11 protein-coding genes and 2 pseudogenes are annotated in these 12,450 nt (G+C 31.7%); 9 read left to right on the forward strand and 4 right to left on the reverse strand.

Annotation, left to right across the window (positions count from 1 at the left end; translation table 11 throughout):
- Window positions 1-99 precede the first annotated feature (99 nt).
- Window positions 100-472, reverse strand: a pseudogene (locus QM746_RS06570) (transposase); the annotation flags it as partial.
- 24 nt (window positions 473-496) lie between these two features.
- Between QM746_RS06570 and QM746_RS06575 the strand changes: the two are divergent.
- Window positions 497-751, forward strand: a pseudogene (locus QM746_RS06575) (Lrp/AsnC family transcriptional regulator); the annotation flags it as partial.
- Window positions 752-840: 89 nt separating this feature from the next.
- On the opposite strand, the gene tyrS reads toward QM746_RS06575, so the two are convergent.
- The 3 genes from tyrS to QM746_RS06590 all read right to left on the reverse strand — a co-directional run bounded on the left by tyrS (window position 841) and on the right by QM746_RS06590 (window position 3,466).
- Window positions 841-2,136, reverse strand: coding sequence for a tyrosine--tRNA ligase (gene tyrS / locus QM746_RS06580; protein WP_414983489.1), 1,296 nt, complete (start codon window positions 2,134-2,136; stop codon window positions 841-843).
- A 138-nt stretch (window positions 2,137-2,274) separates the two neighbouring features.
- Window positions 2,275-3,243, reverse strand: a complete 969-nt coding sequence (locus tag QM746_RS06585) for a TolB family protein (RefSeq protein WP_414983490.1) — start codon at window positions 3,241-3,243, stop codon at window positions 2,275-2,277.
- A 25-nt stretch (window positions 3,244-3,268) separates the two neighbouring features.
- The gene (locus QM746_RS06590) at window positions 3,269-3,466 is read right to left on the reverse strand and encodes a hypothetical protein (protein ID WP_414983491.1); all 198 of its coding nucleotides are present in this window, start codon (window positions 3,464-3,466) and stop codon (window positions 3,269-3,271) included.
- Window positions 3,467-3,714: 248 nt separating this feature from the next.
- On the opposite strand from QM746_RS06590, the gene QM746_RS06595 reads away from it, so the two are divergent.
- The 8 genes from QM746_RS06595 (at window position 3,715) to QM746_RS06630 (ending at window position 12,435) form a co-directional block, all read left to right on the forward strand.
- Window positions 3,715-4,488 carry a LuxR C-terminal-related transcriptional regulator gene (locus QM746_RS06595; RefSeq protein WP_414983492.1) on the forward strand — a complete coding sequence of 258 codons (774 nt, stop codon included), beginning with the start codon at window positions 3,715-3,717 and terminating at the stop codon, window positions 4,486-4,488.
- A 106-nt stretch (window positions 4,489-4,594) separates the two neighbouring features.
- Complete coding sequence (locus QM746_RS06600) at window positions 4,595-5,143, forward strand: RNA polymerase sigma factor (RefSeq protein ID WP_374363787.1); 549 nt, start codon at window positions 4,595-4,597, stop codon at window positions 5,141-5,143.
- Between the two features lie 175 nt (window positions 5,144-5,318).
- Window positions 5,319-6,185: a lipoyl synthase gene (gene lipA, locus QM746_RS06605; protein WP_414983493.1), complete on the forward strand. Its 867-nt coding sequence runs from the start codon at window positions 5,319-5,321 to the stop codon at window positions 6,183-6,185.
- A 103-nt stretch (window positions 6,186-6,288) separates the two neighbouring features.
- Entirely contained in the window at window positions 6,289-7,545 is a 1,257-nt protein-coding gene (locus tag QM746_RS06610) for a CinA family nicotinamide mononucleotide deamidase-related protein (protein ID WP_414983494.1), read from the forward strand.
- Between the two features lie 61 nt (window positions 7,546-7,606).
- Window positions 7,607-8,269 carry a head GIN domain-containing protein gene (locus QM746_RS06615; protein WP_414983495.1) on the forward strand — a complete coding sequence of 221 codons (663 nt, stop codon included), beginning with the start codon at window positions 7,607-7,609 and terminating at the stop codon, window positions 8,267-8,269.
- A 74-nt stretch (window positions 8,270-8,343) separates the two neighbouring features.
- Window positions 8,344-8,928, forward strand: a complete 585-nt coding sequence (locus tag QM746_RS06620; protein WP_414983496.1) for a DUF2238 domain-containing protein — start codon at window positions 8,344-8,346, stop codon at window positions 8,926-8,928.
- Between the two features lie 227 nt (window positions 8,929-9,155).
- Complete coding sequence (locus tag QM746_RS06625; RefSeq protein ID WP_414983497.1) at window positions 9,156-12,317, forward strand: polysaccharide deacetylase family protein; 3,162 nt, start codon at window positions 9,156-9,158, stop codon at window positions 12,315-12,317.
- The gene (locus tag QM746_RS06630) at window positions 12,286-12,435 is read left to right on the forward strand and encodes a hypothetical protein (RefSeq protein WP_414983498.1); all 150 of its coding nucleotides are present in this window, start codon (window positions 12,286-12,288) and stop codon (window positions 12,433-12,435) included. Before QM746_RS06625 ends, QM746_RS06630 begins: the two co-directional genes overlap by 32 nt.
- The last annotated feature ends 15 nt before the right edge of the window (window positions 12,436-12,450 follow it).

Raw genomic sequence — 12,450 nt, forward strand, 5'->3', positions numbered from 1 at the left:
GAAGAATGTGAATTAACTCGATTAATGGTATGAAGAGAAGGATAGGTGTAGAGGATTTTAAAGCACTAGCTACTTTGTTATATTTTATAGCCCGTAGATTTATGCAATACAAATTTTTAAATTGTCAATATTTTGGTTGTTAATCAACTGTATGGCGGTTAAAGCTGTTATTTTTGCCAAAATTCTGGTTTTAAAACCTTCAAACGTTTTGGCATAATTATTTCTGATCTTTGATTGGTCACAGAGTTGAGAAAATAAAGTTTCAATTCTCTTTCTGCTTCTTCTTAAAATATAAGCTTGTGGCTGATACTTTTTTTTTAAGAGGAAATTCTAGTCTAATATTTTGATAATTAAATAAATCTATTTGTATTGATTTGCTTAAATAACCTTTATCGCCAATAATTGTAATATCTTCAAACCTGTTTTTTACATCATTTAAATAATGAATATCATGAACAGAGGCTTTACTCAATCAAAACTCCTAAAAATACATTGTTGTCATGTTAAATTAACTCAGCTCAAGAAAGAATATGTCTTGCAGTTTGAGAAAGAAATTATGACTTTGCCAGAAGTTACGGAGTGTTTCCATGTGAGTGGCGATTATGATTATATTTTAAAAATTTGTGTAAAAAATATGGAAGAATACAGAAATTTTATGGTGACAAAGCTCACTACTTTGCAACATATTGGTTCTGCTCACAGTTCTTTTATGATTGCCGAAGTAAAAAATACCACTACGATTGAAATATAAAAAAACACGCAAATTCTGCGTGTTTTAATCTTTATGTATATTGAAAATTTTTGGTTTTCAGGTAAATAGCAATTTATTCCTGCCAGAAATTATATCGCTTTCACAATAAAATATTGTTTTTTACCTTTTTGAAGCAATAAAAATTTACCGTCTATTAAATCTTTTTCAGCAGCCACGAAATCGTCTTTTACTTTTTCTTTGTTAACAGAAATTGAATTTCCTTGCAATTCTCTTCTCGCTTCGCCTTTAGATTTTAGGAATCCAGATTTTTCTGATAATAAATCTACGATGTTGCAACCCAAAACTTCAGATTTAGCAACTTCCGCTTGTGGAACTCCATCAAAAATTTGTAAGAATAATTCTTCGTCTAGACTTACCAGATCTTCGGCTGTGCTTCTCCCGAAAAGGATTTCAGAAGCTTTCAAAGCTTTTTCATATTCTTCTTTTCCGTGAACCCAAACTGTAACTTCTTCTGCAAGTTTTTTCTGTAATTTTCTTTCGTGAGGAGCTGTTTTATGCTCTTCAATTAGAGTTTCTATTTCTTCTTTTGGTAAAAAAGTATAGAATTTTATAAATCTTTCTGCATCTTCATCAGTTGCATTCAACCAAAATTGATAGAATTTATATGGTGAAGTTCTTTTAGCATCTAACCAATAATTTTCTCCAGCTTCAGATTTTCCAAATTTAGAACCATCTGCTTTGGTAATTAATGGAACCGTTAACGCAAAAGCTTCTCCTTGTACTTTTCTACGGATTAATTCTGTACCTGTGGTGATGTTTCCCCATTGGTCAGAACCTCCCATTTGTAATTTTACACCGTTGTTTTGATATAAATGTAAGAAGTCATAACCTTGTAGTAATTGATAAGTGAATTCTGTAAAACTCATTCCTTCAACTCCAGCTTCGCCAGAGAAACGTTTTTTAACAGAGTCTTTCGCCATCATGTAATTTACGGTAAGGTGTTTGCCTATGTCTCTTACAAAATCTAGAAAACTGAAGGTTTTCATCCAATCATAATTGTTTACCAATTCTGCTTTGTTGGGTTCGTTTCCTTCAAAGTTCAAAAATCTAGAAAGTTGAGCTTTTAAGCAATCTACATAATGGTTTAGCGTAGCTTCGTCTAGCAGATTTCTTTCTGCAGATTTACCAGAAGGGTCGCCAATCATACCTGTTGCGCCACCTACTAAAGCAATTGGTTTATGACCATATTGCTGATAATGAGCCAAAACTTTTATTGGGATTAAACTTCCAATGTGAAGAGAATCTGCTGTAGGATCAAAACCTATATAAGCAGTAGTCATCTCTTTGTTGAGTTGTTCTTCTGTTCCGGGCATCATGTCAGCGTATAAGCCGCGCCATTTTAGTTCTTCAATAAATGCATTCATTGCTTAAAATTTTGATTTGCAAAGATAGGAAATTTGCAGGAAGTAGGAAGCTGGAAGTTTTTTAGATTTTAAATTCTTGATTAAATAAAAATCTCACATTGTGAAAATGTAGGATTTGTGATTTGATATGAAAATATTTTATAGATTTGGAATAAGTCTCCAAACATCAAAATTGTCCCAACTTCTTTTTGTGTCGCTATTTCCAGCATTAGAGCTAAAGTAAATGAAACCGTCTGAGCCAAAAGAAGGTGTTGCGTTCCAAGTATTTCCTGTGGTAAGTTGTTTTACACTTCCTCCGTTAGAATCCATCAAGAAAATGTGAGAGGATGTTTGGTTTCCGTTTTTATTTTTTTCTCTTTTACTGAAAACAATGAGTTTTCCGTCTGGAGAGTATTTAGGGTGAACGTAGTCGAAATCTCCACTCGTTACTTGGGTTTGTTGACCAGTCTCTAAGTTGTAGATAAATATTTGATAAAAATTTCCTACTTTTTTGCTAAATAAAAATTCTTTGTTACTTGGATGGGGATAAGGTGATTCGCCAACTCCTAAAAGGGTGAAATTTAATCCAGTAGGATCCATTGTGCATAGTTGATAGTCGCTGCCTATTTTTGTAGTAAATAATATTTTGTTTATGCCTTTAAGAAAAGATGAATAATGGTCGTCGTCACCATTAGAGTTTGGTGAAACATAATTAATACCTCCTTGGTCTATTTTAGATTTTGCAATTACCGGTTTGGTAGGAACTGCATACGTGAAATAAAATCCTTTACTGTCTGGCATCCAAGATGGAAACATGCATCCTTCTGTAAGTAGAGGAGTTGTGCCTTGCGAACCTATTGTTTTTAAATCTATGTGAGATCTTTTAGAGCCAACTTGCCCTGGGTCTATAGTATGGTATAATAATTTTTTTCCGTCTGGGCTAAGAACAGGATAAAAATTTTGTAGATTATCATCTGTAACTCTGGTTAGTTCTTTTGCGTCTGGAGTAACTGCTGGTGCAAGGTCAATCTGTGCAAAGCTTGTGATTTTTTTTGAGCCGCAACTATTTAATATTAGCGAAAATGCAATTGCACTCAAAATGGTTTTAAAAAAGTTTAAATTTTTCATAGATTATATTGTTTAGTATTTATGTTTAGTTTGACTTAGTGGGAGCAGCTGCGCTGCCATCGGATTTAGTGTTGTTGTTATTTGTGTTTTTAACTTGAATGTTTGATATGTTTAAATATCCTGCTCTTTGAGAGGTAGCTGAGGTTGTAGAAGTGCAATTTTGTAGTAAAAATGATATTGAAAATAAAGTTGTTAAAATTCCTAATGTTCTGAAAGTTTTCATCTGCGTTTATTTTTAGTTTGTATATATAATCTCTTTCACAAAAATCTTTTTTTTGCGCTAAAAATGAAATACCTAACGTTAGGTATTTTTATAATGTTGTTTTTATTAATAATTGTTTTTTATTATATTTATAACTTTAAAATAAGTTAAAATATTGTAAAAAAGATATTTTTATCCGAAATATTGTGATGATTTGGCATTTTGATATTTCGTTTTGATTATAGTTAAATATTTTAAAACTTACTATTGTGAAAGAGACTGTTAGATTTGATTTAATAAAAAAAACATGGAATAAGATTTCTAAATTTCATGATGGTATTGTAGACTCTAATTTTGAATTAGAAGTTTATAAAAAAATGCTGGGCCTTTTCCATGTTGGAGACTATTATTATTACATCTTTAATACGCCAAGAGCAACAATAGAGTGGGTGAGTGATGAAGTGGAAAAAATTTTAGGGGTTACAGAAGGTCTTTCTGCGGAATATGTTTTTGAGAATATTCATCCAGATGATAGAAATAGGTTTATAGAATATGAACACGCTGTTACAAAGTTTTTTGAACAACTTCCTTTGGATAAAATTTTAAAATATAAAGTAACATATGATTATAGACTGAAAGACAAAAAAGGCAATTATAAGTGGATTCTTCAGCAGGTTGTTACCATTCAAAGTGACGAAAATGGAGCGGTGATTCGTACATTAGGAGTTCACACAGATATTTCGTATCTCAAAAGAGATAATAAACCTTCTGGTTTGTCTTTTTTAGGATTAGATGGCGAGGTCTCTTATTATAATGTACCAGTTGATAAACTTATTTTTATACCATCAAATGAGATGTTTACTTCTCGTGAAAAACAAATTTTAGAGTTAGTTATCAATGGGAAAAGCTCTAAAGATATCTCCGAAAGACTGCATATTTCAAAATTTACAGTTGATACACATCGTAAAAATATACTTTCAAAGTCTGGTTGCGAAACCGTTCCTGAGCTTATTTCGAAAGCAATTCAAGAATCTTGGGTGTAATTATTTGTTGATGTTTTTTTTAATATTTCAATAGACAAAATCTAAAATTCTATATTTAGTTTTCTAAAAGCTTAAAACTCGAATTTTCCGTATCTTTGCACTTGCAATGGAAAAACCAGAACTTCTAAAACTCATCTTTTTAGCAAAAGAAAAAAATCAGAAAGCACAAACTAAACTGATTAATCAGTTCTGGACAGATGTTTTCTCTTTCGTTTTAAAAAAAGTTCACGACGAGAACGTAGCAGACGAACTCACCGTTTCGGTTTTTTCTAAAGTATTGGCAAAATTAGATTTGTACGATGAAAATTTTCAGTTCAAAACGTGGATTCTTACCATTGCCCAAAACTCAGTAATTGATTATTGGCGCAAAAAAAATAGAGAAACCGAAGAAGCAACCGAAGATTTTGAAGATTTTAAAAATGAATTCGAAAAATCTCCCGAAGAAATTATGATTTCGGAGCAAGAAGAAAAAAAAATTATTGATACCGTTGCTAAAATGGATGTAGGTTATCAAAAAATTATTCAACTAAGGTTTTTCGAAGAAAAAAGCATCAAAGAAATTGCAGAAGAACTCAATCTTTCTGTTGCCAATACCAAAGTTAGAATTATGAGAGCCAAAAAAATATTGGCAGAATTGTTAAACGAAAACGAGTAGAAAAGTAGGAAATTAGAGAACAGAAGTTCAAAAATTTCTAACAACCAATTAAATAAATTTACGCAATTTGCAAATTCATCTTTAGATGAATCTTGGCGAACTTAAAAATATTTTCAAAAATTTTAAAAAAAATCTTTGCGTTTTAAAAACATTATTTTATAAATCAATTCAGAAAATGGAAAATCAAATTCAAGATACAACCACCAATAAACCGAAATGGATTAGAGTAAAACTTCCTACAGGGAAAAATTACAGAGAATTGAGAACTTTGGTTGATAAATATAAATTGAATACCATTTGCCAAAGTGGTTCTTGTCCTAATATGGGCGAATGTTGGGGAGAAGGAACGGCAACTTTTATGATTTTGGGAAATATCTGCACCAGAAGTTGTGGCTTTTGTGGCGTAAAAACTGGTAAACCACTAGATGTAAACTGGGACGAACCAGAAAAAGTAGCGCGTTCTATCAAATTAATGAAAATAAAACACGCGGTGCTTACTTCGGTTGATAGAGACGATTTGAAAGATATGGGTTCTATCATTTGGGCAGAAACTGTAAATGCAGTTCGTAGAATTTCTCCGGGAACAACTATGGAAACGTTAATTCCAGATTTTCAAGGAATTCACAAACATTTGGACAGAATGGTAGAAGTAGCGCCAGAAGTAATTTCTCACAACATGGAAACCGTGAAAAGATTAACCAGAGAAGTGAGAATTCAAGCGAAATACGAACGTTCTTTAGAAGTTTTAAGATATTTAAAAGAAGCTGGACAAAACCGTACAAAAACCGGAATAATGCTTGGGCTTGGCGAAACCAAAGATGAGGTTTTCCAAACCATTGAAGATGTTAGAAATGCAAATGTAGATGTTATTACGATTGGGCAATATCTACAGCCAACCAAAAATCACCTTCCTGTGAAACGTTTTGTGGAGCTAGAAGAATTTGAAGAATACAGAATTTTTGCAGAAAATTTAGGTTTCCGTCATGTAGAAAGTTCGCCTTTGGTGAGAAGCTCTTATCACGCAGAAAAACATATTCATTAAAAAAGTCAAAAGTCAAAAAAGTTATAAATCAAATCTATAAAAGAACTCGCTTTTTTGCGAGTTTTTTCTTTTTAAGTTAAAGAATATTCTATAAATTTATCCCATGAAAAACGCAGTTCTCATCACCATTGGAGACGAAATCCTATCAGGAAATACGGTAGATACCAATTCTAATTTTATTGCGACTCAACTCAAAAATATAGGTTTCAAAGTAGTTCAAATTTTTACGATTTCAGATGAAATTGAAACCATCAAAAAAACACTGAAATCTGCTTTTGAACTTGGAGATTTGGTAATTACAACTGGCGGATTGGGGCCTACAAAAGACGATAAAACCAAAAAAGCTTTTGCGGAATTTTTTAACGATACTCTGGTTTCTAATGCCAAAACTTTAGAACATTTGAAGCAATTGCTCATCAAAAGGAAAAGAGAACATTTGTTCGAAATTAATCTTCCTCAAGCCGATATTTTATCAAAATCTAAAGTTTTCCAGAATCACAACGGAACTGCGCCGAGCTTAATGGTAGAAGAAAATGGCAAAATTGCGATTTGTTTGCCTGGTGTTCCTTACGAAGTAAAACCTTTGATTAAAAACCAAATTGTTCCGTTTTTTCAAAAGAAATTTGAACAAAATTTTATTGTTACCAGAATTATTTCTGTGGTCAATTTCCCAGAAAGTTTGCTTTCGGAAACTATTGAAAGTTGGGAATTGGCTTTGCCCGAAAATATTTCTCTGTCGTATCTTCCAATCGCCAATCGGGTGAAATTAAGATTGACTGCCACTGGAAAAAACGAAGAAATTCTGAATCAACAATTAAACGAAGAAATTACAAAATTAAGACCTTTAGTTCAAGACAATGTAATTTCAGAAAATGGCGATTCCATTGAAGAAATTCTTCATGATTTATTGATTTCAAAGAATCTCACTATTTCCACCGCCGAAAGTTGTACTGGCGGTGAATTGTCTCATCTCATTACTTCGGTTTCGGGAAGTTCACAATATTTTTTAGGTGGAATTTGTACATATCAAACGCAGAAAAAAATAGAAATTTTAGGCGTTTCAGAAGATTTAATCAAAGAAAAAACGGTGGTTTCAGAAGAAGTAGCACAAGCGATGAGTTTGGGTTGTCAGAAATTATTTAAAACGGATATTTCTCTTTCTACAACGGGAGTTGCTGGCCCTAATTCTGATGAATTTGAAAGCGAAATAGGAACTGTTTTTTATTCAGTTAGAATTAAAAATTTTGAAAAAACCTTCAAATTGTATCTTCCTCATTTAGAGCGAAAAGATTTTATGAATTTTGTTTCGATGAAGGTTTTGCAAGATTTAATTGAGATTTTGGTGAAAGAAAATCTATAATATTTCAATTTTCGGTGTAATAAAAGGCATTACTAAGTTGTTTTAATATAAAAAATCTATTATGAAAAAAATAATTTTTGGCTTTCTGATTGTTTTTGCTCAGTTGGCTTATTCTCAAATTACAAAAAATTTTGGTGATTTTTCATCAGTAAAGGCTTACGACAGAATTAATGTAACGCTTATAAAATCTAGCGAAAATAAAGTGGAAATAAAAGGCGACGATTCTGATGTGGAAATTGTGAATAAAAACGGTGAACTCAAAATAAGAATGATTCCTACCAAAATTATGCAAGGAGACAAAGTTTACGTAACTGTTTATTATGAAAGATTGAATGAAATTCAAGCGAGTCAAGGTGCTAAAATTACTTCGGAAAATGCTGTGGAAAGTAAAATATTGAACATTACTTCAAACGAAGGTTCTGTATTAAAATTGAATGTTGATGCTACTTTGGTAAGAGTGAAAACCAATTCTGGCGGAATGATAGATGTTTCTGGTAATACAGAAACTCAAGAAGTTTTAGTAAATTCTGGAGCAAGTTTCAATGGAAGAGATTTAAAATCTGAAATTACTTCGGTTACTGCAAATGCTGGTGGAAATGCAGAAGTTTATGCTTCTAAAACCATTAATGCAACTACAAGAGCTGGCGGAAATATTGAAGTTTATGGTTCTCCAAAAGATAGAAATACCAAAAACGTAATTGGTGGTAAAATAAAATTTAGATAAATTCAAATTGTTTAAATTGAAAAAAATCAAAGCAATTAGCTTTGATTTTTTTATTTTTGTTAGAAATTAATAACATGAAAAACTTAAAATACATATTTCTAATTCTTACTTTTATTGCTTTATTTGCTTCTTATATCGGTGCTAAAGAACCATTTACGTGGTGGTTAGAAGTTTTGCCGGTTTTTATAGGGATTTTATTTTTGGCAATTTTTAGAAAATTTGAATTTACCAATTTCGTTTATGTGGTTATTTTTCTACATTTTTTGGTCTTGATAATTGGTGGACACTACACTTATGCAGATGTTCCTATTTTTGAACAATTGAGCGAGAGAAATAATTACGATAAAGTAGGGCATTTTATGCAGGGTTTTTCTCCAGCTTTAATTGTGAGAGAAATTTTGATTAGAAAAAAAGTGGTGAACGGAAAAGGTTGGTTGTTCTTTCTAGTTTTGTGTTTTGTAATGTTTGGAAGTTCTACTTATGAACTTATAGAATGGTGGGTTTCTGTATTTTCTGGCGAAGCTGGCGATAGTTTTTTGGGAACTCAAGGTTATATTTGGGATACACAAACAGATATGTTAATGGCTTTAATTGGTGGCGTTGTAGCTCAAGTTTTTTTTTGTAAAATTTTACAAAGACAAATTAATCAGTTTTTATAAAAATTTTTAAGAAAATTTTAAGATGTATTAAAGTTTATTTAAACTTCTGAATATTGGTTTTTTTGGTTCTAAATTTGTGCTTCGAATTGTTATAATTCGTATAATGAACTATGAATCAGACAAAACAAATTTTCCAAACCGAGAACACTTCTCGCTGGAAAAAAATAACATGGAGTACCCGTTTTATCTTATTTTTTCTCTTTCTTTTGTTAGCATCACTATTGCTAATGATGAAATTTGATAAAACCCCGAAAATTCCTTTTCATCAAGATTATAAATCTATTATAACCGCTACCAAACCATTTTTGCAAGAGAATAAATTATCAAAAGAGTACAAAGGTTTTAGAAAATTTATTGCTGCAAAACACGCTTCTTTCGATTATCAAAAAGTAAAATCTGAGAGAAATTTTTATGATAAAAACAATCATAATTGGTTCAAATTTCCAGCAGGTATTCGTTCTGCGTTTTATGTAGCTTGGGATCCTCAATCGCTAATGTCACTCAGAAGAAATATTAAAAATCTGAATTTAGTATTTCCAGAATGGTTTTTTATAGACCCAAAAACTGGCGATTTAAAAACAAATATAGACGATGTAGGGCTTTCTGTTCTTAAAAAGAGCAAAATCCCTGTAATGCCTATTTTGAGTAATAATTTTGATAGGGAATTCCATTCGGAAGGGATACAATTGGTGTTAAATAATCCGGCCAAAAGAAAAGCCTTAATTCAAAAAGTGCTTAATACGTGTATTAAAAATAATTTTGTGGGCGTAAATATAGACTTTGAAGATTTGAATTTAAAAAGAGACGAACCTTTAACTCAATTTATCAAAGAACTTTCAGACGCTTTTCATCAGCACAAATTATACGTTACACAAGACATAATGCCAGATAATAGCGATCATAACGTTGCTGAATTACAAAAATATGTAGATTATTTCGTTTTAATGGCGTATGATGAATATTCTGCAGATAGCGACCCTGGTCCTATTGCTTCACAAAAATGGATTGAAGCTCAGGTAGATGAAATTTGCAAAAAAGTTTCTCCTTCTAAAATAATTCTTGGGCTTGGAGCTTATGGCTACGATTGGAGCAGCAATCCTAATCAGAATACTTCTGTTACATACATGCAAGCTATTACCAAAGCCAATCAAAGTAAAGCAAAATTAGATTTTGACGATAATACATTTAACCTTTCGTTTTCGTATAAAGATGTTAAAAATAATGTTCATAATGTATTTTTTACAGATGCTGCAACACTTTTTAATACCTTAAGATTTTCTTCGGAATATCCTTTGGCGGGAACTGCACTTTGGAGATTAGGAAGCGAAGATGCCAGAATTTGGAATTATTACAATAAAGATTTGAGCAATGCTAATATTTCTAAAATAAGTTTGAAACCATTGCAGAATGTAAAAGGACAAACGATGGTAGATTATATTGGTGATGGCGAAGTTTTGGATGTTCTTAATACGCCAAAAGACGGTAAAATTTCAATAGAATTAGATAAAAATGAAAATATTATCACAGATGAAAATTACATTGTTTATCCTACCTCTTATGAAGTTCAAAAACATGGCGAAGCACCTGCCAAAGAATTGGTTTTAACGTTTGATGATGGCCCAGACGAAACGTATACACCTCAGATTTTAGATGTTTTGTCTCAATATCATGTTCCCGCTGCTTTCTTTTTAATTGGATTAAATTCTGAGAAAAATTTGCCTTTGGTAAAAAGAATTTTCAGAGAAGGCCACGAAATTGGAAATCACACTTTTACTCACGAAAATGTAGCAAAAGTAAGCCCAGAAAGAGCTTTGCTAGAATTAAAACTCACAAGACTTCTTTTCGAATGTATTACAGGACATAGTACAATTCTTTTCAGAGCACCTTATAACGCCGATTCTGAACCTACAACTTTTGAGGAAATTATTCCGGTAGCTTTGGCAAGACAACAAAATTATTTAGATGTAGGCGAAAATATAGACCCAGAAGATTGGCAACCGGGTATAAAAGCAAATGAAATTGTTGCAAGAGTAGAAAAACAATTAAAAGAACGTGGCGGAAATATTATTCTTCTGCATGATGCAGGTGGTGATACCAGAGAAGAAACCGTAAAAGCTTTAAAAATTTTAATTCCTAAATTAGAAAAACAAGGTTATCACTTTACCAATCTGGCAAATCTTTTACACAAAAAAAGAGACGAACTAATGCCTCCAATTCCGAAAACAAAAGCATATTATATTATGCAACTCAATTTGGTATTGGCAACTTTTATTTATGCAATTGGTCATTTTCTTACGGCGCTTTTTACCATATTTATTATTTTAGGAATTGGCAGATTATTGATGATGTTGTTTTGGGCAATTAGAGAAAGAAGAAAAGAAAAAAAAGATTCTGTTTTACCTGTTTTAGAGATTTATCCTAAGGTTTCGATTATTGTACCAGCATATAACGAAGAAGTGAATATAGTGTCGTCTCTACATAATTTATTGAAACAAAGTTATTCCAATTTTGATATTATTTTTGTGAATGACGGAAGCAAAGACAATACATTTAAATTGGTTTCAGAAGCGTTTCAAAATCATCCTAAACTGAAAATTTTCACCAAAGGAAATGGAGGGAAAGCTACAGCTCTTAACTTTGGAATTTCAAAATCTGATGCAGAATATGTAGTTTGTATTGATGCAGACACCAAACTTCAACAAAATGCGGTAAATTATTTAATTGCGAAATTCCTCAATGCTAAAAAAGAAGATAATTTAGCAGCGGTAGCCGGAAACGTAAAAGTAGGAAACCGAGTAAATTGGCTCACCAAATGGCAATCTATAGAATACATTACCAGTCAGAATTTTGATAGATTAGCGTATGCTAATATTAATGCAATTACCGTAACACCAGGAGCTATAGGCGCTTTTAAGAAAGAAATTGTAGAAGAAATGGGTGGTTATTCTTCGGATACTTTGGCAGAAGATTGTGATTTGACGGTAAGAATTTTAAGAAAAGGTTACAAAATTGGCAACGAAAATAAAGCAGTTGCTGTAACTGAAGCTCCAGAAAATATCAATCAGTTCTTGAAACAAAGATTTAGATGGAATTATGGTATTTTACAAATGTTTTGGAAACAAAAAGAAACATTTCTTAATCCAAAATACAAAGGTCTTGGTCTTTGGGCGATGCCAAATATTTTAATTTTTCAATATATAATCCCAATGTTTTCGCCATTAGCAGATATTTTGATGATTTTTGGATTGTTTACCGAAAACAGAGAAAAAATATTTTTGTATTACCTAATTTTTCTTTTGGTAGATGCTTCATTGGCATTTATGGCGTTCTTATTCGAGAGAGAAACTCTCTGGCATTTTGCACGTTATCCCTCAGAGATTGGTCTATAGATGGCTCATGTATGTGGTTTTATTCAGAAGTTTAAGGAAAGCTTTAAAAGGAGAAATGCAAACTTGGGGATTTTTGAAAAGAACAGGTAATGTAAAAGAACCTGTAGTTGTTTCTTAATTAAGTGTAACAAAA

This window comes from Cloacibacterium sp. (assembly GCF_047601505.1).
In the GTDB taxonomy this organism is placed as follows: Bacteria; Bacteroidota; Bacteroidia; order Flavobacteriales; family Weeksellaceae; genus Cloacibacterium.